The organism is Parasedimentitalea marina, assembly GCF_004006175.1.
Classification (GTDB): domain Bacteria; phylum Pseudomonadota; class Alphaproteobacteria; order Rhodobacterales; family Rhodobacteraceae; genus Parasedimentitalea; species Parasedimentitalea marina.
Genome location: NZ_CP033219.1, coordinates 2,641,380 through 2,662,320, shown reverse-complemented (window position 1 = coordinate 2,662,320; position 20,941 = coordinate 2,641,380). Strand labels below are relative to the sequence as shown.

Here is a 20,941-nt window from a genome sequence, read left to right as displayed (position 1 = left end):
CGCCTCCTGCGTATTGCCGACTTTAATGTGGGGTGCAGCGAAAATGTGAAGTGCATTGGCAATCTGATTGAACTAGCAATGGCATCTTTCACAGTCATGAGGGGAAATACGTGGAATTGCAGCGAAGGTCGGAAGTGTCTGCCTTGCCGACCCTCAAGTCGAATTTATGCTGCGTTGCCCGATGAAAGTCCGCTTTTCATGCGGTAACGCAGAGAATTTCGTCCTAGCAAAGGCGCAGTGACACAACTTTGCAAAGCCCGCTCCCTGCGCATAGCCGCCGTTGGTGACAAACCCGTCTAATGGCGGTTCCAGCCCTTCTACGACATTCGCGCTTGTTGCAGCATGACGCAGCATATGGAGCACGAAGGGCGGCTTGCAGTCTTTCGCTGCGGCCTGCATCAAGGTCGGTAGTGCGGACGAAACGTCCTTGTCGCTGCACCTGCGCCAATGACCGCTATGATCCCAAGGTCTAATGGTGTGCTTTGAGAATATTGCCGCCTCACGCGAGATCAGAATGCTCGTAAGCCTTTGGGTACTCCATCGGTTTGAAGGGTCCTGAGGGGACGACACCATTCCAACTACGTCCAAAATAGCCTTGGCGACAGTGCACAAGTGATCCTGCATCTGCGATGCCCGGCAATGCATAGACTCGACATAGCCAGCGCCACAGATGTTGGTAATCAAGTATGCGTGCACCGTTTAATTTCATCCGCACGTAGTAGACAGGGTCGTGGCGATAGAGTGTCGGGAATAGCCTCAGATCAGCCTCGGTGAATCTTTGCCCCGTCAGGAAAGGCCGACCGTCGGACAAAAGATCATCAAGTTTCGCGAGCGTGTTGAAATAGGCATCAAACGCAGCTGCATAAATGGCCTGATCGGACGAAAACCCTGCCTTGTAGGCGCCGTTGTTGATTGTTGTGTAAATCAGATCATTTAGGTCGTGGATCTCTGACCTTATGGCTAACTCATCAGGATTCAGTCTCACACGATCTACCACAGGAATTGTGCTGCCAAGGGCGGTCGCTGCGGCGTCAAGCATGCGGACAATTTCCGCACTTTCGTTGTTCACGATACGGCCTTCGATTTTGTCATAAAGGATCGGAACGGATTGTTCCGTCGATCCTTCCGCCATGTAAATCTGTTTGGCCAAACGCAGGGCATTCCCAGTGCCAGTTTCCGCTGTGCATTCAAATAGCGGTTTGCTCGTCAACGTCGCAACTCTCTCGGGCGCGAATTCCCACAAGTTGGGGCCTTCTGGATCGCCCTCGTCTGTGCGGTTGGGAAAGGCGACGTCCAAGGTGATTCTGTCCTGCAACCCCAGCACGTTGCGCGCCAAGGTCACGCGGTGGCACCATGGGCAATTGAGCGCCACAAACAAATGGTAGCGCCCCGCCTCGGCAGGGAAGTCAGTATCCCCAATTGTATTGCGAAATCCGCTGACGCCGCGCACAAATTCTCCTCGCGCACGGCGTCTTTTGGCGTCTGATTGGTCTTCTTGGATCGATATGTCCTTGGTCATGTCGTTATCTTTATCCTCTCAGGCGGTGATGCAAGATAATTGGCACCGCCAGTTCTTCTTCGTCGCTGAGGTGCCGTTTCAGGAACCCTTCAATCGCTGCGCTGGTCTTGAGAACACGTGCGGCTTCTTCATAGGCTTGGGCTCTGTCCAATGTTGTCAGCTTGATTAAGCGGTTCGCGGTGCGGGTGAAATCATCCAGCACTTTGTCCAAGTCAGCATGGTCCTGCTCCAGCACCTCGAGGCCCGCATCAAACCGAGGGTCAGCACCCGACAATTCAGGAAAATAACTATGATCTTCCCAGCCGTGATGTCCATGCAGGTTGCCCACCAGATTGCCACCATAATGGGACAGACGTCGGGCAAAATCACCCAAGCCTATGTCCTTGTTCAACAGACCTTCGGTATCAAGACGAATGCGTTCGGCCACACGGCGAAACATCTGATGCGCCCCGAGCCAATGCTTAGTTTTTTCTCGAAACCCCGGATGAGCGTCCCAGCTGTCGCGGGGATACTGTTTCAAAAGAAACCGCATCTCATCGGGCATTTCGTCTTGGCGAATGGTGTATGTATCGAGCATTGGATTACTCCTCTCCAAACATAGTTGGGGCGACGTACACCGCCCCACCCGTGCGGGCAACGCCATGGCGGCTATGCGCCTCGGGCAATGCCCGCGAAACGGATGCCGCTTAGATCCGCCATTTCGCGCTTCCATGTGGTGATGTCGCGGGGGGTAAAGCCAGACAGGCTGTCATGGCCACATGCGCGGGCAAGGACCTGCATCAGCTCGACGCTGGCCCCAAAATACCGCGCCAGTCGTTCGGCTCCGATTTGCACATTCAGCCGCTTGCGTAGTTCCGGCCTTTGCGTCGCCACGCCGACGGGGCAGTTGTTGGAGTTGCACATCCGCGCCGCGATACAGCCCACGGCTTGCATGGCTGAATTGCTGACGGCCACCGCGTCTGCACCCAGTGCCATGGCTTTGGCGAAATCTTCCGCCACACGCAAACCACCTGTGATGACCAGCGTCACGTCGCGGCCCGTTTTGGCATCCAGATGCGCGCGGGCACGGGCCAATGCGGGGATCGTCGGCACCGAAATGTGATCGCGGAAAATCAGCGGTGCGGCTCCCGTACCGCCACCGCGCCCATCCAGAATGATGTAGTCGGCGCTGGCCTCAAGCGCGAAGTCGATGTCATCTTCGATATGGTTGGCGGACAGTTTGAACCCGATGGGAATGCCGCCAGAACGTTCGCGCACCTGGTCCGCAATCCGTTTGAAATCCTCAGGGGTGTGCAGGTCCAGAAAGGTCGCAGGTGAAATCGCAGATTGCCCCGGTTCCAACCCGCGCACTTCTGCGATTTTGCCTTGCACTTTATCGCCGGGCAGATGACCGCCAGTCCCGGTCTTGGCCCCTTGGCCACCCTTGAAGTGGAATGCCTGCACTTTGGCGACGTGTTCCAGTGACCATCCAAATTGTGCAGAGGCGAGTTCGTAGAAATAGCGTTCATTTGCGGTCTGTTCCTCAGGCAGCATACCACCTTCGCCGGAACAAATACCTGTGCCGGCCATTTGCGCGCCACGGGACAGGGCTGTCTTGGCTTCCATTGACAGCGCACCATAGCTCATGTCGGACACTAGCAGCGGTATATCGAGCTGCAAAGGGATGGCCGCATTTGGGCCGATAGTGACGGATGTCGCGACAGGCACGTCGTCCAGCAGCGGCTTACGCGCCATCTGCGCAGGAAGAAATTGGATGTCATCCCAGTGCGGTAGGTCTTTGCGCGGTACTCCCATCGCGCCCATCTCTCCGTGGTGGCCAAGTTTGGATAAGCCGTCTTTGGCCAATGCGTGAATGCGTGCAACGGTGGGTTCTTCGGGCGTCGGCGTGGCCTGCGGTGTATCGGATTTGGGCGTAGGTGCCACATCCCCGATCTCTGCTTCGCCAAGCCGCGTGTGTGAACCGTCGCAAAACGGACCATTGGCCGTGGATTTACATTGGCACAACGCGGCATCCCCGTCCTTATCAGCCGTAAACTTCATGGGTTCGATGCCAGTACCCGCATGGCTTCCATCGCAAAACGGCTGGGAATTTGAACGCCCGCATTGGCACCAAAAATAGTCTTTTCCTGCCTTCAGCGCGACTTTTGCAGGGGACTTGGCGGCAATGATTGGAACGGCTTTGGTCATCTTAATTCTCCTTGTTGAAGTCGGCGCGATTATGCGGTGCGGAAAAGTCGACAGCAGGGCCCATCGGGACCACACGGGTCGGGTTCACACTCTCATGGCTGCCGTAATAGTGCTTTTTGATGTAAGGAATGTCGACGGTCTCGGCGATGCGCGGATGCTGATAAAGGTCGCGGACATAGCCAGACAGATGCGGATAATCCGCAATCTGGCGCAGGTTGCATTTGAAATGTCCGACGTAGACGGGATCAAAGCGAATGAGGGTCGTGAACAGCCGCCAATCGGCCTCGGTCAGATGTGTGCCCATCAGATAGCGCTGCGTTGAGAGGCGATTGTCCAGCCAATCGAGGGTCTCGAACAGAGGCGTCACAGCCTCTTCATAGGCGCGTTGCGTGGTAGCAAAACCAGCTTTGTAGACGCCATTGTTAAGGGTGTCGTAGATGCGGGCGTTTAGGGCATCAATCTCGACACGTTCGGTGTCAGGATAATAGTCCCCCACCGCCGCACCTACCCCGTCAAAGGCGGAATTGAACATGCGAATAATCTCTGCGGATTCATTGGACACGATGGTTTCTTGATGTTTGTCCCAAAGGACAGGCACCGTCACGCGGCCCGTAAAATCAGGCTTTGCAGCGGTATAGACTTGATGCAAAAGATCTGTGTTGTTGATCGGGTCAGGCGTTGATCCATCTCCTGCTGCAAAGGTCCAGCCGTCCTCGCCCATGAACCAATGCACGTTGGAGATCGGGATCATTTCTTCCAAACTCTTCAAGGCCCGAAAGATCAGCGTGCGATGCGCCCAAGGACAGGCGAGCGAGACATAAAGGTGATAGCGATCCCGCTCGGCCATAAACCCGCTGATGCCAGATGGCCCTGCAGACCCGTCCGCCGTCACCCAGTTGCGAAAGGCTGATTCCTTGCGCACATAGCGTCCGTCGGTGGACTTCGTATCGTACCATTTGTCGACCCATTTGCCATCTTGTAGCAGTCCCATTTTGGTGTCTCTCTCTTCTGATCGGATGAGGTGCAGTCTAATGGTTGCCATTTTTCGTGAAAGATTGAAAAATGTGACCTCAGGGTTCACAAATAGAGAACAAAGAAATGGGCCAGATCGAAGACCTCCGTATGTTTGTCACTGTCGTTGAAAACGGCGGCATAGCGCGTGCCGCAGACGTGTTGGGCATCGCCAAGTCCGCTGTCAGCCGCCGTCTTGGGCAGCTTGAAGACCGCTACGGTATGAAGTTGATAGATCGCAAACCGCGTCATTGGGACGTTACAGCGGCAGGGCAAGAACTCTATCAACGTGCCAGTGACATGGTCGCGGATGCTGATGATCTGGATGAAGACTTCACGCACACTGGCCAAAGCCTGAGCGGTCCACTTTCGATCAGCGTTGCGCGGGAATTTGGATTGTCATTCCTAAGACCCGCGCTCTTTGCGTTTATTAAAGCGCATCCTCAAGTCGATTTGACGGTCGACTTTGATGACCGGACTGTTGATCTGGAAAACGAGAATTACGATCTGGCGGTACGCATCACTGCAGGTGAATTGGCGGGACTAGAATGTTACGCTCTTGGAACGACCCGTCTTGGCCTTTGTGCAAGCCCTTCGTATGTCGAGAGAGCTGGCCTGCCGTTGTCTTATACCGACCTCAAACACCACCAACTTCTAAATTTCGGCTCCTCGCGCCGTGCCCGTTGGGAATTTCGGTGCAATGGAAAACTGCAACATGTCGATTTTCAACCCGCCCTGAACTCAAATAATGGACCGTTCTTACTGGACGCCGCGCTGAGCGGCGAAGGTATCTTCCGTGCGCCAGATTTTTTGATGTCCAAAGCACTTCAAAGCGGTGGCCTTATTCAGGTCTTGCCGGAATGCGAGTTTGATCCTTTGAGCGTTCAAGTCGTTTATCGCTCCAAGCGACGTCTAAACAAACGTATGCGGGCATTGGCGGAGGCACTTCAACAGAGCTGTTATGTATTGAATGCAAGCATTTGATTCTACCTGAAAGCTGCCCTTCAGGCACTACGCAGCATCGGTCTCATAGGGCTCTGACCGGCTATTCGCCGCAGTGGACACGAATGGCAGAAGTGGGTCGTTCGCGCCTCGACGAGGCGTCCAGCGGGCCCAACTTTGCAAAGGTCGCTACCTGCGTATAGCCGCCGTTGGTGGTGATCGCGTCTAATGGCCGGTTCCAGCCCAAAGCAGACCTGCTGCCTAGCACCAAAGCAACGGGTCTGCTCATGCAGTATCGGCGAGGAGTGGACCTTCGCTGCGCATTCTTTGAATGGCTGCACTGCGGTGTGGGTTCAACGGATCGCCGCAACACATTGTTCTAATGTCGTTTCTGGAGTTTGAATTCGCAAGGTCTTTCTTGATCGTTCGTGGAGCTGACTTGCAATGACAGAGTCACAAATGTGGTTGCCTTCGTGTGTGCCGATTAATACGTCTTATGCGTTTGGTTCCAACCTACAAGACCCAAACATCAGCAAGTAGCACTCCCTGCACAAGGGCTGCCCTTAGGAGAGGTTCGCCGGACGCACACAAACGTGTCACTTGACCCGTAGAACCAGTTTGCCCCTGACGCGTCCGGTTTCCAGTTTTTCATGTGCTTGAACAACGTTATCCAAGTCATAGGCCTCTGTTGGAGGAAGTTTCAAATTACCAACCTTGACGATATCAATTAGTTGTTGGATTTCCTCGCCAAAGTTTAAGTCATTCATAAAGGCAAGTACCTTGGTGACACCTCGTTCTTTTGCTTCTGCAATTGATGTTTCAACATCACCGTCATCAGTCAAGGTCGCCACACTTACGAGCTTTCCACCTTTTCTTAATAGCCCAACGGGGTCCTCCAGGGAGTCGGCGCTAATCACATCAACTATTAGATCAATCCCGTTAGAGGACCATTTAATTAGTTCATCCCGGATATTTTGAGTTTTATAGTCGATTAATAGGTCGGCCCCCAAAGACTTAACATATTCCAAATTGGCGCTACTACAGGTGGCTGCAACTTCAGCACCAGCCCATTTTGCCAATTGTACAGCAAAGCTTCCGACGCCGCCGGAAGCACCGTTGATCAGTATTTTTGTACCCTGTCCCTTACTTAGTCCCCCCTTGTCGGAAGCGAATAGAGCTTGCCAGGCGGTGATGCCAGCGGTGGGTATTGTCGCTGCTGACTCTAAGGAAATGTGATCCGGGACTATGGCGACACGTTGTTCATTGACGACAAGATATTGCGCGTAGGAACCTGGTTTGGCGTTGGAGAAAAGGTTGGTCCCGGAAACGACCCTGTCCCCCTTTTTTACCTTTGTCACTTTTTCGCCCGTTGCGACCACCGTCCCAGCTGCATCGAGACCTACGGTAAGAGGAAGTTCAAGGCCGAAGGGAGCAACATCGAGATGGCCAGCGCGGATTTTCCAATCTGCTGGATTAACGCCAGCAAAAGCAACTTTGATCAATACGTCATCAGCATTGAGGTTTGGAATAGGTATTTGCTCAATTACTTAATTTTCAGCATCTCCCCAGCGCTTGATAACGGCGGCATTCATTGCGTTGTTCATACTTCTTCTCCGATGAGTAGTCGCGGTGACTTTGAAGGGAAGGCACGCTCCCAATCTTTTTTCTTCAGGCAAACAGGGAGCGCTACAGAGCCGACATCGCCAATTCTTCCAGCTTTTCTTTTGCTGCTTGCTTTGAATGGGCGGCTATTTCATCTCCCATATTCAAACCATGGGCTGGAACAACCGTGACATCTTCAATCCCAATGAAATTGAAAATATGTTCCAGATATGGAGATTGAAAATCTTTGTGCTTTTCTGCTTCAAGCGTGAAATCCCCTCCGGCACAGCTAATTATTATGGCTTTCTTGTTTTTCAAAAAGCCTTCGTAGCCGTTTGGACCGTACTGGAAAGTCAATCCCCAGCGGCAAATCTGATCGATATAGGCCTTTAGCAACGTGGTTGTGCTGAAGTTATGCATCGGTGAAGCAACTACGACGATATCTGCCGCCTTTAGCTCATTGATGTAGACGAGTGAGGGGACCACGATCTGTCGCTGTTTTTCGTCCAGCTCTTCGTCAGGAGTGTAAAATGCGCGAAGGATCTCCGTGTCATATAGAGGTGGTGGCGTTTTCGTTAAGTCGCGGACTGTAAACTTATATTGCTCATCTTTAGCAGTGAGTTGCTCTTCAAGAAAATCGGCAATTGCATTGGAAACCGAGTCATCCGCGGCAGGGCTGGATTTGATGATCAACACGTTCTTCGTTTGAGTGGTCATATGTTTGTTCCTTGTAGGCTAACTTTGTTACGGCCAAGCTGGTGCAGCTGGTGCAGCTGGTGCAGCTGGTGCAGCTGGTGCAGCTGGTTCGATCGGCGATCACAGCCATTTTGTTCTTCAGCCGTTTTGTGTTTTTGTCATTTCTGTTCGCGGATATACGAGCACTCGAGCCGGGGAAGCTTTGCCCCGGTCAAGCAGATCAAGTGTGATCAAACACGAGTCAGCCATTCAGTCAGGGCTTTGCCAATTTCGTCGGGATAGTCTTCTTGAACAAAATGTCCTCCCGACCCGAGGAACACTGTTTCGAGGTTTTTGAGGGTCTGTTGCAGGTACTTCGCCTGCGCCATCGGGATGATCGCGCCAGGGTCAACGTGCAAAAGCAACTTGGGCAGCTCGCTTTGCAGCAACCATTTGTTGTTTGCAGAAGCAACCTCGTACACATCGGCCGGTTCCCCGGCGACAGGTATCTCGCGCGCCCAGTCCAGCAAAATCTTGCGGCTTTCTGGCGTCGGGAAATAACGGTTGTACTCCGCCATGACGTCGTCTGACAGCGAGCCTCGCGCTCCACCATGGCGCATGAACTGATCAAGTAGAATATTCTGATTCATAATCATTTCTTCGCCGACACCGGGGGTTTTGACGTTGCGAACGAAGTCTGCAAACGGCCCCAAAGATTCATAACTCTCGTATGGGATAAAGGGCGGGGTCATCGCCTCCATGAAGGCAATCGCCGAAATCCGGCCCGGACGGGTGCGCGCATACTCCCAGCCAAGCCCAGACCCCCAATCGTGAATAACCAGCACGGCGTCTTTCAGCTCAAGGGCGTCAAGAAAGGCAAACAGGTATTCGGCGGAGTCAGTATAGGTGTTTTCCAGCACCGGCTTATCGCTGTCACCCATCCCGATCAGATCTGGCGCAATGGCCCGATGGCTGCCTGCCACATGGGGAATGATATTACGCCACAGATAGGCCGATGCAGGATTGCCATGAAGAAACACCACGGGGCGTCCCTCTCCAACATCGTAATAGGCCATTTTTTGGCCAAGAACGGTCGTGTAGGACTTTTCCAGCGCCATTGTTGTCTGTGCAAATGCAGGCACATTCAGCACGGTCAAAGCTGCGGCGGCGATACCTGATTTCAGGGCGGATCTGCGGTTCATGGGATTTCCTTGCGGTTATGTCACGAAAGAAATACGTTCCTTGTGGTGAACTTAAAATTGCTTGATTTGATACATTTCGTTCCATAGGTGAAACACAAGGCGTTTGTCATATGCACTCTACTGATTGGGAAATGATCCCGTACTTCCTAGCCGTGGCCCGTGCAGGTAGCCTAAGGGCTGGGGCGCAATTGCTCGGGGCAAACCATGTCACCGTGAACCGCAATATCAAGATTCTGGAGGCCAGCTACGGGGTTCAACTATTCTCCCGTTCCCGTCGCGGATTTGAATTAACTTCAGCGGGCGAGGCGCTTTTGCCCATGGCCGAAGAGGCCGAGCAATCAATGCTGAGCGCCCGGCGCAGGGTCGAAGGGCTGGACCGGACCGAGACCGGCACAATCAGGTTCTCATTGCCACCGATGATGGCCTTTGATGTTGTTTCACCAATATTGGCCCGTTTCTACGAAGCCTATCCGGGTATCAATATCGAGCTGCGGCTCACCAACGTGCAAGAGGATATCAATCGCGCGGAAACCGATGTGTCTCTCAGGGTGGCTTATGAAGTTTCTGACGACGTCACCGCGCGCAAACTTTTTCCGATGGCGATAGGAACCTACGCCAGCCAAAACTATGTCGATGAAGTCATGCCCAAAGCCGGGCCCGGTGGCGCGGGGCTGAGCTGGATCGGCTGGACAGGGCCACGGGAAAACCCCGCATGGCTCGCTCAGTCACCGTTTCCGGCCGCGACCGAGCGTTATGCGTCCGCAGAAGGCTACATGCACATCAGCCTGATGCGACAGGGATGTGGGCTGTCCTATCTGCCGGTAATCTACGAACACTTCTTTCCTGAACTATGCCGGGTTCCCGGCACGTCAATCGATTTTGACCGAACCATTTGGATCCTGCTGCACACGGACCAGCGCCGCACCGTCCGGGTGCGCAGGTTTGTGGATTTCCTGGCGAAGGAATTGCGGGAACTGCAGCCGCAATTGCAGGGTGAACTTTATCGCAAATGATGCCGTCCGGATGTGGACCATGCACATTTTCAAAATACGCACGCACGCGGTGTTGCGAACGCAGCGGCCTATAACACGTAGAATAAAATTTGCGATTTAGACGTCAACTTTCCTCAGGAGGGCTGTTCAATACGGGACTGCTTTGGGCTGAAAGCAGCCGCAAGGCAGGATCTACACCAACGGCGGCGTAAGGCCGTTCGCGACATGCCGTCGCGTTCTGGCGGCCAGTCTTTGCAAAGGTCGTTATCTGCGCATTGCTGCCGTTAGGGATGACCGCAGCGAAGGTCCGCCCCCTCCTTTAGATCGAAATGTGTAAGGTGCAGTACCCGGGCTTACACTGCGCCGCCTTCCCCACCCGTGTTAGACAGCTGTGTCAACGTCCAGTTGGCGGTGTGGATGGGCGTGGAGGACTGGAGAAACCATCATGCAAACACTACATTTGCCCGCCATTTGGTCTAGCCGCCCGGCATGGAACAGGGGGCGCATTGTTGGACAAAAGAAACCGCTTCTGCCCAAACATGTCTGGGCAATTCGCGCTCGCTTGGAGATCGCGAACAACCACCGCGATCTGACGTTTTTGCGGCTGGACAAGTCAAAGAGCGCGCGTCGATCCTCCAGATAAAAACCCAAATGCCAGTCCGATTTGAGGTCACTGAGAGAACGCGACAATCGCTCCTACGCTGGATGGACGAACCCATGATGATTGGGTCCAGGTATTTGTGGCCGGGGCGGTTCCACGAACGCTTGCACATATCGACACGCCAATATGCGCGACTGGTTTGTGAATGGGTTAAACCCATTGGGCTTGAGCCAAGCGCTTACGGAACGCATTCGATGCGCCGGACCAAGGTTTCGCAGATCTATAAGAAGACGGGAAACCTACGTGCGGTTCAGCTTTTGCTTGGCCACACAAAGATGGACAGCACAGTCAGATACCTCGGTGTTGAGCTGGAAGACGCTCTGGTAATATCTGAAGCCGTTGAAATCTAGCATGTTGGGCCGATTTCACAGTCGGCCCACTCAAGACTTTCCTGTGAGACGCAGAGTACTACCGGATCGGGCTACATTTGAGGTCAATGCCGCCATTCGCTGTAGCCAGCATCAACGGCAGCAATGCGCAGGAAGCGGGTTTTGCAAAGTCTGGGCGGGTTCCCAGCTGCGGCCATTCGTCCCGAGAACAGCGAACAGCGAACAGTAGAGACTGGTCCACTTTGACTGACGGTGCGAGCGACTTTTGCGGCGTCAAAGCGTGGATGCCGAATGCCAGATAATCCAAAGCAATGGATCTAGTCGGCAGTTCACGGCCCGAAGCTGCAATGAGCAGCTAGCAGGTGGAGGGAAAGGTAACCGTTAGTTGCAGATGCGCAAACCTAGAGTGAGAAATGCGTAAAACCAACGCAAAACTCAAGATGTTATTAAGTCAGCCAATGTATTGTCTACCTGTGATGTAGGCATAAACCACTTGGTACGGAATCCAAAATGAGCATTCGTAAGTCTATTGTTTGGCCCGTTACCATCCTTGCTACATGTCTGCTCTGTATTGCCACCGCTGTCTACAACCGGTAAATTCAGTGGGCCCCAAATCACTGGGGCACACTGCCTCGCACGAAGGATCTTATGGCCACCAGCTCCGTTCGGTGAACCGCTCCGCAGGTCGCCATACCCCATAAATCAACGTGTTTATGAAGGTGTTATGGAACAGAGTTTACCTGTCGGGCAATCCTGAAATAGGCTGGTGATAACAGCGTAGACTGGCATTACATCGATCTGGGAAAATCGCAACAAAATAGCTTTATCGAGTCGCTCAACGACAGCTTGCGTAACGAGTTGTTGAACGAAGAACTGTTCGACATATTAGATGACGCATGCTGCAAATTGGTACTATGGCGGTACGATTACAACAACGTCAGGCCGTACTCTTCGTTGGGAATTCAAACACCCGCAGGCGCCCGCCGCGCACTTGAGCAATGTGAGTACACCGCAGACGACCTTGCCCAAAACGAAACTACAGATTATGAAATCCGGAACCGTAGCCACTTGTTATGAATGAGGGAGCTTTGAGAGGCAGGTCTGAACCAGATTAAGCTACGCCGGCAAGGATAAAAATTGATTGGATTGAAGCATATACTTGCTTGGTACGCGGATGTGCCATCGGATTTGTCAGCCAGCGAAGGTCGCACTTTTACCGGTGACAAGATAGGCTATACTGTCTGGATAATCGTCCAGGGTTTGTCGGCGTGTATCTTCCTGCAACTCGACCAAAACGTCCTCGCCGCTTTCAGCGGGGCGAGTGTGCTTATCATTTCCTTCTCTTTTTACTGTCTGGTCTCCGGTCGGCCTGGCATTGGTTACTTCCTGGTAAACGGTCAGAGCGTTCTCGCTGTCATCCTTGCCACGGTGTTTGTCGGGCTGAGGCCCGGGTTCTTTTTGTTCGCTTTGGTTGGTTTGGTCTTCTGCACATTGAGCGAATGGGTGAGCCGGCGCATTCAACGGGTTGGCATGTTCGCCAACGCTGCTGCGTTTATAGGAGCGCTTGTTTTGGGCCTGATGGCACGCCCCATCGCGGAACTGCCGCCGTTGTGGGAGTTGATTTTTGCAACATTTAACGGAGCAGCTACAGCAGGAATGTTGGGAATGGTGGCGCTCACATATCGTCATATGGTCGATGTGGCGGAAGCAGCACTGGAATCTGAGCACCAAAAGTCCGAGACGCTTTTGCACAACATCATGCCACCTGCGATCGCCGACCGGTTAAAACAGAACCCGAAAGTCATTGCGGACAGTCATGAGCAAGTGACGACCCTCTTTGCTGACATCGTAGGGTTCACCGAGGTCGCCAGTCAGTCTTCGCCGGAATCGCTGGTGACCCTGTTAAACAGGATATTCAGCCAGTTCGATGCCTTGGTCGACGACCTGGATCTTGAAAAAATCAAGACGATTGGTGATGCCTATATGGTAGTGGCCGGCCTACCGGCTGCAAGGCCCGATCACGCTCAGGCAATAGCCCGACTGGCCCTGGAAATGCTCGTTGCGGCTGAGAGGGTTTCGCAGGAAACGGGCAAACAACTGCAGATCCGTGTCGGTATTCATTCCGGACCTGTCGTGGCGGGAGTGATCGGGCAGAAAAAGTTTGCCTACGATTTATGGGGTGATACCGTAAACATAGCTGCGCGAATGGAAAGCCACGGCGCAACTGGGCGTATACAAATTAGCGCCAGTACCGCTAAACTCTTGAATGGTGAATTTGAGCTGGAGCCACGCGGTACGATCGAGATCAAAGGAAAGGGGCAAATGGCAACCTACTACCTGATCGGTGAACGCAAGACTACAAAACCCAACGTATAGGAGCGTTTCAGGCGAATTTTTGGCACTTCGTCGCCTGTCTGTCAGTGTCGTAGGCCGAATTGTGATGTTTGGCCTGATTGAAAGCCAATAGCAGTTTTTACAACTTTGGTTCTCTCGTACTTGTCGGGGAAGACGCGCAGACTTTGCAAACACCTTTAACTGCGCTTTGCTGCTGTTGATAGTGATCGCATTTAATGGCCGGATCCAGCCCACATCAGACGTGACCGAAACGTGCTTCACAGCAATAGCCATTCTTTAAGTTCGGAGGCTTGAAGGCATGCTAAGCGGACTTCGGAGTCATTCGTTGCTTCTTCGCGATTGACCGCTTTCGGTTGTTCTACACGCACTGGCAAAAAGTATCCAACTTTGGTATCTCTGACCTCAAGCCGAACACACTTTGACATGTTCTCAATAGGCTGCTTGAAAAAGCAGCCTATATCACGCAAGCATTCCGCAGACCAAAATCACTTTCGGAATATTCCCGAGGGCGGATTTTCTTTTTTTTGCTCAAGTAACTAATTTCAAAGGCCTATGATGCGCGCAGTTGGTTTTTTTCTATCGTCTTTATTCTTAATAACTGGTGGAGCAGGTCAAGCTCAAAGCGTCATCCCGCTTTCGGAAAAGGGCGGGTTACACGCAGCCTATGTTGTTCCAACAGATGTCTTCGACCGCGTAGACGTGCAGTTAATCGTTCTGTCAGGGGCATACGATGATCCGGAGGCATCTGGAACGGCTCATCTGACAGAACATCTGGCTGCCTTTTCGTCAGATACAGCCATACTTAGGCAACCTAGAGAACGCGATCTCAATGCATCAACCTATGATGTGTCCACGGTCTACACGAATTCTGGCACGCCTTCCGACGTTGAAATGTTAATGCGCTTGTCTCGGGCCGTCCTTGACACACCGAGTTTGCCAGCAGGCTTTGCTGAAAGTGAAATTGACATCGTTCAGCGCGAAACATTACTTCGGGAAAGGCAATCTCCACGTCGTTGGCTAAAACGAATTGCGCTTCAAAATCTGTATGGCACTCTGCGCGGTCGTGCGAGTAACACTATCGAAGACTTGCCCAAATTGAGTCTTGAAAAGGCCTACCAGTTTCACAAGCAGCACTATGTTCCCTCCAACATTACTTTAATCGTGTCGGGCAAAATTGAACCCGATACAGCCGCAGAACTAGTTGCACGCTATTTTGGCGACACTAAGCACTCTGCGGTTCCTGAAAAACGTTGGCTAGATCAGAAACCGGATCCTAGGCTTAGGTCTGTCGAACGCATAGAATCGAGCAGGTTAACGCGCGACACAATGCAGTATGCAAAGTTTGTGGACTTCGAAGATCGGTCAACCAGTATAGACATGCAGGGCGCGTTTTTCATTACAACAGAAGTTTTACAAAGCAGGCTGACAAACGCTCTGTACTTTGAGGACGTGAAGTTTCTTGGAGTTAACATAAATTGGTACATGGCGAAAAACGCCGATGTTGAACTGATCATTGACCTGCAGCTAATGCCCGGATTCAGCTTGGACGCCGCGCACAACAGTTTGCAAGAAACTATGGCCAATTTGTTGGACGAACCAATCAGCCGCGATGAGATTAATCAGGCCCGTCAAAAACAGGTGGTTAACGCCCAAAATGCCGCCCGTCGACCTGCATGGTTTCTGTCGTTTCTGCAAAATGTGGCAGCCGATGGCTTCCCTCCCATCAGCCCGTCGGTATTGGCTGAGATGATGACAAATACGACCGATCGTGAAGTTATTGATTTAGCGAATTCCATTATGAGGTCGTCAGCTACATCCGTCATTCTAGCCAAAAAAGTAGAATAAAATGCGAGCATTCAGAAACCTATTTGTTTCCGCCCTTGTTCTGCCTCTTTGCTTGCTAACAGTGCAGCAAGCGCGAGCAGAGCTTGTTGCGTCAACTGAGAATACAGACTTTGTTTATCTTACTCCTCTTCGCAATGGTCTTTCAGCAATAACCTTGGTTTGGCCAATGGATCGTCCGACGCAAGAACGGGTTGCCACATTGACAGCTAGTCTCTCAAGTGTTGTTTCAGGTGGAACTTCGAGCCGCTCCCCCCATGAAATCAGTAAATTCATGAGATTAAAGGGAGTTAGGCAAAACATCAGAACAAATGGGAGCAATCTGTTGCTCACCGTTTCTGCGCCCGAAGACGTTTTTCCAGAAACACTTGTACATCTCGAGAACCTTTTGCTTAAGCCGGAATATTCGAGAGGCTGGTATGCAAGGGAACTACAAGAAATCAGTCTTTCGACCTCTAGCAAAACGAGAAGACCATCGGATGTTCTAAACGAAGTCTCTCATTTTCTTGAATACGAAACCGATGATGCAGCTACCGTTGACAACTATGGCCAGTTTCGTTTTGGGCGCCCCAGTCAAGCAATTTTGAGGTCCGGAGATCAGGAAGTAGAACGCCGTGCCAGACGACTGATGAATAAACTTCCCAAAGCGAAGGCAAAGTGGGAATGGCCCTTTGCAAGCTGGGCAAACGCACTATCCGGAATAGAGAAGCGCCCCTTTGCCTTGCCGACAGGTACTATTTATTTTGCGGACCCCAACTCCACTGAGATGCTGATCCTGTTCGTTAAGGCCGAAGAATTTGAGGACGAAGTCGACCAGGTAAGCGCAAATCTGTTAATGGACTATATTGGAGCCAACCAAGGTTCCGAAATGTTTCGAATTATTCGACAGGAAATGCGCGCGGCTTACAATCCACACTCCGACTTCATCGTCATGAATAAAAATAAGTCGATCATTTCGTTAAGTGCGACCGTTGAAGCGGCAAAGTGGCCTGAGGTCCATGGTAAAATATTGGAGATTTATGAGGACGCGCGCGCTGGTAAAATTGAGAGAGCAGGGTTGGAAATTGATCATGATCGATTGAAGAGACGTTATTCCAACAACTTCTTCAATAACCCTGTCTGGGGCGCACAGCATTATCTTAATGAATACCCATCAGGCGTCGAAGGAAATATAGAAATTCCGCTTTTCGGGGCGCTTGAAGACGTGTCCCTCGATGAGACAATTGCTAACACAGAAGCGCATTTGCCACCCCTGGAAGACTTTCTTCTCATCCTGATGGGAGGGGGTATAGCTCCGACCGACGCATTAATGCCAAAAGGCTACTGCTCGCTTCCTGGGAACACTCCCCTTAGTTTTTGCCTTGGTGCGCTGTTGAATGTTCAAAGCTAAAAATTGCAGTTGGCGTCACAGTGAAAGCAGCCATAAGCGGCGAAACTGAATTTCAGTAAAAATGGCTCCTACAGGCTGCTCGTTACGCACCGCGCAAATCTCTGCTATTGGGAAGCAATCAAGACTTCGCAAAGGTAGCAATCTGCGTTTTGCTGCCGTTGGTGCTGATCGCGTCTAATGACCGGTTCCAGCCCATGGCGGACCTGTCACCTGAAATCAGGGCGACAGCTTTTCATATGAAGGAGGGGCGGAATGCGGACGTTAACTGTGTCAAGCGCAGGATCAATTGTGAGAAGGCAAAGTAAAAAAGTGGCTTGGGTCCTTGCCGCTCCCCTCGCGCATGCGGGTAATTTACATCCCGTGCCCGCTAAATGTTTTATGCTAAGTGGGTGGTGATGTTTGGGTTGTTGTTCAGCCGCTGAATGAAAGCGGGGAATTGATTGTGCAAAATCGCTCGCCAAACAGTTGTTGTTGAGCTTAGTTAAGCAAACTGTTGAAATTTGGAGGGGCATGAATGCCGCAATATAACCACGATGAGGCAAGGTCCTCTTGCTAATCGCACAGATCAGCGACCCCCATATTGTGGAACCGGGCTGCAAAGCATGCGATGTCGCGCCGACCAGTGAGAGATTGGCGCAGCTTGTGACCTACCTCAACAAACTTGATCCACTGCCCGACGTGGCGTTGGTCACTGGGGACATTACGCATGACGGCACTGCTGCACAGGCGGAACAAGCCAAGCATCTGCTGGACTCGCTGAAAATGCCCTATCATGTGGTGCCCGGAAATCATGACGACCGGTCGACGCTAGGCAAGATCTTTTTGGGGCAAACCTGCCCATCGCAAAATGCAGAATTCTTGCACTATGTGATCGAAGACTACGACATCCGCCTAATCGGTCTGGACAGCACCAATCCCGGAGCCCCTGGCGGAAAAATATGCCAGACGCGCGCCGCTTGGCTTGAAGAGCGGCTAAACGAGGCATCGGAAAAGCCAACGATCTTGTTTATGCATCATCCGCCAGTGAAATTTGGAGTGCTGGAGACCGATGAGGATGGTTTCGAAGGATCTGACCTGCTGGGAGAGCTTGTAGAACGATTTCCAAACATAGAGCGTGTCCTCTGCGGACACATCCATTTGACCGCCCATACCCAATGGCGTGGAACGGTTGTCAGCACAGCCCCTTCTGCGGGCGGTATGCGGTTGGCGCTGGATCTCACGCTTAAGAAATCGTCCGGTTTCCATCTCGCCAATCCGGAATTCCAGCTTCACTATCGAACTTCTAATGGTGGGCTGGTCACGCACCAGGTTGAAGTGTCGGAAAATGACAAACTATACTTGTTCTGACTAATGGGAAGACACCATGCCAACTGACACGCGACCTGGAACATCTCGCACCCATTTTGGTGCCGCCCAGAAAAGCTGTGATCGGACCGCTCGGGTGGTCAATAATCTGAACTTACCCATCGCCGAAGGCAAGTTTCAGACCAGACTTGAACCTTCTAAGTCCGGCGTCGAGGCTGGGAAAAATTCCCACGCAGTTCGGAAGACGAATAATTGCCGAGCTCTGAATGTCTGAGGCTCGTTGGGATGTAATCGTCATTGGCGGTGGTGTGGTTGGCTGTGCGGTCACACGCCGATTTGCGCTTGCCGGGGCAAAAACACTGCTGCTGGAACGCGGCCGCGATATTCTCTCGGGTGCCAGTAAGGCCAACAGCGCAATTTTGCACACCGGTTTCGACGCGCCACCCGGCAGCCTGGAAGTGGCCTGCATGCAGGCCGGATACCAAGAATATCTGGACATCCATACCCGTCTGAATCTGCCGGTGCTAAAGACAGCGGCACTAGTCGTCGCCTGGACAGAAGAACAGCTGGCCCAGCTCGACGGGATCGTTTCCAAGGCACATGAAAACGGTGTTGATGATGCCAGACAAATATCCCGCCAAGACCTGCTCGGTCGCGAAACGGGCTTATCGACGACGGCGCTCGGGGCTGTTGAAGTCCCCCGCGAATATGTCATCGACCCGTGGAGCGCACCGCTGGCCTATCTAAAGCAGGCAGTACGCGCCGGTGCCGGTTATCAATTTGACACCGAGGTCAAATCTGGCGCGTTTGACGGAGAATATTGGCATCTCGACACCGGGCAACAGCGGATTTCAGGCCGTCTTGTGATCAACTGTACCGGCACCAACGGCGACAACATCGAACAAATCTGCCGCAAGCCGGGTTTTGAGATCCGGCCACGCAAGGGGCAGTTTCTAGTCTACGACAAAAGCGCAAGCGCCTTGATCAACTCGATCATCTTGCCGGTGCCAACCGCGACGACCAAGGGGGTAGTGCTGACTAAGACGATCTTTGGTAACCTGCTGCTTGGGCCGACAGCCGAGGAACAACAGGATCGCAATATCGCCACAGTCGAACGCGAAATGTTGGACGGGTTGATCGCCACCGGCATCGAAATGTTACCGGGCCTGGCCGGCCATTCGGTAACTGCCACCTATGCCGGATTGCGTCCGGCGACCCAATTCAAAGATTACCAAATCAGCGCTGAGCCCGGAAAGAACTGGATCGGTGTAAACGGCATCCGCTCGACCGGGCTGACGGCAGCACTAGGGATTGCGGCTCATGTGCAAAGACTGTGCGGCGAAACCTACTCTGATCTCGCAAACTTTGGACCCGCTGCCGCCGCTGAATGGCCCGTCATGCCAGTCTTGGCTGAACATGAAAAACGCGCTTACCAACAGGGCGATGGCACCGAAATCGTCTGCCACTGCGAACGCGTCACCCGGGGTGAGATCGAAGCGGCGCTCGATGAAAGCGATGTGCCGGCCCGCAGCCTCGGTGGCCTGCGACGGCGCACGCGGGTGATGATGGGCCGCTGCAACGGCTTCTATTGCAGCGCCCGCGTGGCCGAGTTGACCCAAGGCAGGATATCACCACCCTTGGCCGGGCATGAGAAAGATCAATCATGAGCAGCGTTGACATTGATGTAGCCATCGTCGGGTCCGGCCCGTCCGGCATTGCCGCCGCCACGGCCCTTTCCAAGGCGGGATTCAAGAATATCGTCGTCTATGAACGTGAGACCAATATTGGCGGTATCCCGCGCCACACCCATCATCCCAGCTTTGGCCTGCGGGTCTTTAAGCGTCCAATGTCGGGGCCGAAATTCATTGCCGCGCTGGTGCGGCGCTGCCCAGATGTCCGGTTTGAAACCAGCACCACGATCACCGCGCTGCGCCCGGGCGGAGTGCTGGAACTGGCCAGCGCATCAGGCCTGCGAACCATTCGCGCCCGCCATATCATTTTGGCCACTGGCGCCCGCGAAACCCCACGCCATGGACGGATGGTACCCGGGTTGCGCCCACAAGGCGTAATCACCACTGGCGCGCTGCAACAATACATCTATTCTGCGCAGTTGCTCCCATTCGAACGCCCGGTCATCGTCGGCACCGAGCTGGTAAGCTTCTCGGCGCTTTGGACTCTGCGCCATGCCGGAATAATACCGGTGGCGATGATCGAGACCGGCCCGCGTATCTCGGCCTATAGACCCGCCACTCTGTTTGCCAAGGCAATGGGCGTGCCGATCCGCTACAATACTGAAATCACCGATATCTCAGGCATTGAAACCCTGACACAGATCACCACCCGCACGCGAGGCATCAAAACGGCAACTATTCCTTGCGATGGGTTGATTTTCAGCGGCTGTTTCACCGGCGAGAACACAGTCGCCGCTGCCAGCCATCTTAGTCTGAACGCAAGCAACCGGATCCCGTTGGTGGACCAAAACTGGATCACTTCGGACCCGTGTGTTTCAGCGATAGGCAATGCAATCCATCCGGCTGATATGGGCGATCAGTGTTATCTTGAGGGGGCAAAAGCCGGTGCATATGTGGCCCAACTTCTGGCCGGGAATATCTCGCTGGACAAGGCTTTCTCCGAAATCCGGCGCGGCGAAGGCATCAAGATGACGACACCAAGTATCCTGCGCAGTGACATTTTTGGCGAACCCCACTTTGACCTGTCTTTTCACGTCACAGCCCCGTTCAGGGGAGCGGTGCGTATCAGCCAGGGCGAACAGGTTCTTAACGAGAAATCCATAAACGGCCTGCCAATGCGCCGCATCACGCTGCGCAATAACCGGTTTGCCACCGGCTACCCCGTCGACGTTTCACTCATCGCGGAAAACTAAAGACATCACATGACATGAATTGGCAATCGGGCCGTCAACCACCTA

The 20,941-nt window shown here is 53.0% G+C and carries 15 protein-coding genes and 2 pseudogenes; 10 read left to right on the top strand and 7 right to left on the bottom strand.

What is annotated here, in order from left to right; genetic code table 11:
• Nucleotides 1–499: 499 nt before the first annotated feature.
• The 4 genes from EBB79_RS12835 to EBB79_RS12820 form a co-directional block, all read right to left on the bottom strand.
• Nucleotides 500–1,519 (bottom strand): glutathione S-transferase C-terminal domain-containing protein, encoded by a 1,020-nt coding sequence (locus tag EBB79_RS12835; protein ID WP_127749256.1) that lies wholly within the window; start codon nt 1,517–1,519, stop codon nt 500–502.
• Between the two features lie 10 nt (nt 1,520–1,529).
• Nucleotides 1,530–2,096, bottom strand: coding sequence for a hemerythrin domain-containing protein (locus tag EBB79_RS12830; RefSeq protein WP_127749255.1), 567 nt, complete (start codon nt 2,094–2,096; stop codon nt 1,530–1,532).
• Between the two features lie 71 nt (nt 2,097–2,167).
• Nucleotides 2,168–3,706, bottom strand: coding sequence for a glutamate synthase-related protein (locus EBB79_RS12825; protein WP_127749254.1), 1,539 nt, complete (start codon nt 3,704–3,706; stop codon nt 2,168–2,170).
• Between the two features lies 1 nt (nt 3,707).
• Nucleotides 3,708–4,697, bottom strand: a complete 990-nt coding sequence (locus EBB79_RS12820) for a glutathione S-transferase family protein (protein WP_127749253.1) — start codon at nt 4,695–4,697, stop codon at nt 3,708–3,710.
• A 107-nt stretch (nt 4,698–4,804) separates the two neighbouring features.
• On the opposite strand from EBB79_RS12820, the gene EBB79_RS12815 reads away from it, so the two are divergent.
• Nucleotides 4,805–5,701 (top strand): LysR family transcriptional regulator, encoded by an 897-nt coding sequence (locus EBB79_RS12815; protein WP_238704895.1) that lies wholly within the window; start codon nt 4,805–4,807, stop codon nt 5,699–5,701.
• A 554-nt stretch (nt 5,702–6,255) separates the two neighbouring features.
• Here EBB79_RS12815 and EBB79_RS12810 read toward each other — a convergent pair.
• The 3 genes from EBB79_RS12810 to EBB79_RS12800 form a co-directional block, all read right to left on the bottom strand.
• Entirely contained in the window at nt 6,256–7,161 is a 906-nt protein-coding gene (locus tag EBB79_RS12810; protein ID WP_127749251.1) for an NADP-dependent oxidoreductase, read from the bottom strand.
• A gap of 184 nt (nt 7,162–7,345) precedes the next feature.
• Nucleotides 7,346–7,978 carry an FMN-dependent NADH-azoreductase gene (locus tag EBB79_RS12805; protein ID WP_127749250.1) on the bottom strand — a complete coding sequence of 211 codons (633 nt, stop codon included), beginning with the start codon at nt 7,976–7,978 and terminating at the stop codon, nt 7,346–7,348.
• 209 nt (nt 7,979–8,187) lie between these two features.
• Entirely contained in the window at nt 8,188–9,138 is a 951-nt protein-coding gene (locus EBB79_RS12800) for a haloalkane dehalogenase (RefSeq protein ID WP_127749249.1), read from the bottom strand.
• 110 nt (nt 9,139–9,248) lie between these two features.
• Here EBB79_RS12800 and EBB79_RS12795 point away from each other — a divergent pair, with 110 nt between their 5' ends.
• From EBB79_RS12795 to EBB79_RS12755, 9 genes and pseudogenes are all read left to right on the top strand, one after another.
• Nucleotides 9,249–10,151: a LysR family transcriptional regulator gene (locus tag EBB79_RS12795; protein WP_127749248.1), complete on the top strand. Its 903-nt coding sequence runs from the start codon at nt 9,249–9,251 to the stop codon at nt 10,149–10,151.
• Between the two features lie 424 nt (nt 10,152–10,575).
• Nucleotides 10,576–11,141, top strand: a pseudogene (locus EBB79_RS12790) (tyrosine-type recombinase/integrase).
• Nucleotides 11,142–11,846: 705 nt separating this feature from the next.
• Nucleotides 11,847–12,197 (top strand): annotated as a pseudogene (locus EBB79_RS12785) (integrase core domain-containing protein); the annotation flags it as partial.
• A 60-nt stretch (nt 12,198–12,257) separates the two neighbouring features.
• On the top strand, nt 12,258–13,496 hold the full coding sequence (locus EBB79_RS12780) for an adenylate/guanylate cyclase domain-containing protein (RefSeq protein ID WP_202977620.1): 1,239 nt from the start codon (nt 12,258–12,260) through the stop codon (nt 13,494–13,496).
• A 531-nt stretch (nt 13,497–14,027) separates the two neighbouring features.
• A complete protein-coding gene (locus tag EBB79_RS12775) occupies nt 14,028–15,320 on the top strand; it encodes a M16 family metallopeptidase (RefSeq protein ID WP_238704894.1) in 1,293 nt (430 codons plus the stop codon).
• A 1-nt stretch (nt 15,321) separates the two neighbouring features.
• Nucleotides 15,322–16,707, top strand: a complete 1,386-nt coding sequence (locus EBB79_RS24875; protein WP_238704893.1) for an insulinase family protein — start codon at nt 15,322–15,324, stop codon at nt 16,705–16,707.
• 582 nt (nt 16,708–17,289) lie between these two features.
• Nucleotides 17,290–18,054 (top strand): phosphodiesterase, encoded by a 765-nt coding sequence (locus EBB79_RS12765; protein WP_238705084.1) that lies wholly within the window; start codon nt 17,290–17,292, stop codon nt 18,052–18,054.
• A 224-nt stretch (nt 18,055–18,278) separates the two neighbouring features.
• A complete protein-coding gene (locus EBB79_RS12760) occupies nt 18,279–19,679 on the top strand; it encodes an NAD(P)/FAD-dependent oxidoreductase (protein WP_127749246.1) in 1,401 nt (466 codons plus the stop codon).
• A complete protein-coding gene (locus tag EBB79_RS12755; RefSeq protein ID WP_127749245.1) occupies nt 19,676–20,896 on the top strand; it encodes an NAD(P)/FAD-dependent oxidoreductase in 1,221 nt (406 codons plus the stop codon). The genes EBB79_RS12760 and EBB79_RS12755 overlap by 4 nt, the downstream gene beginning before the upstream one ends.
• The last annotated feature ends 45 nt before the right edge of the window (nt 20,897–20,941 follow it).

Coding starts and splice junctions, on each gene's coding strand:
- EBB79_RS12835 (WP_127749256.1), bottom strand. CDS start 1,519: ATGACCAAGGACATATCGATCCAAGAAGACCAATCAGACGCCAAAAGA.
- EBB79_RS12830 (WP_127749255.1), bottom strand. CDS start 2,096: ATGCTCGATACATACACCATTCGCCAAGACGAAATGCCCGATGAGATG.
- EBB79_RS12825 (WP_127749254.1), bottom strand. CDS start 3,706: ATGACCAAAGCCGTTCCAATCATTGCCGCCAAGTCCCCTGCAAAAGTC.
- EBB79_RS12820 (WP_127749253.1), bottom strand. CDS start 4,697: ATGGGACTGCTACAAGATGGCAAATGGGTCGACAAATGGTACGATACG.
- EBB79_RS12815 (WP_238704895.1), top strand. CDS start 4,805: ATGGGCCAGATCGAAGACCTCCGTATGTTTGTCACTGTCGTTGAAAAC.
- EBB79_RS12805 (WP_127749250.1), bottom strand. CDS start 7,978: ATGACCACTCAAACGAAGAACGTGTTGATCATCAAATCCAGCCCTGCC.
- EBB79_RS12800 (WP_127749249.1), bottom strand. CDS start 9,138: ATGAACCGCAGATCCGCCCTGAAATCAGGTATCGCCGCCGCAGCTTTG.
- EBB79_RS12795 (WP_127749248.1), top strand. CDS start 9,249: ATGCACTCTACTGATTGGGAAATGATCCCGTACTTCCTAGCCGTGGCC.
- EBB79_RS12775 (WP_238704894.1), top strand. CDS start 14,028: ATGATGCGCGCAGTTGGTTTTTTTCTATCGTCTTTATTCTTAATAACT.
- EBB79_RS24875 (WP_238704893.1), top strand. CDS start 15,322: ATGCGAGCATTCAGAAACCTATTTGTTTCCGCCCTTGTTCTGCCTCTT.
- EBB79_RS12760 (WP_127749246.1), top strand. CDS start 18,279: ATGTCTGAGGCTCGTTGGGATGTAATCGTCATTGGCGGTGGTGTGGTT.
- EBB79_RS12755 (WP_127749245.1), top strand. CDS start 19,676: ATGAGCAGCGTTGACATTGATGTAGCCATCGTCGGGTCCGGCCCGTCC.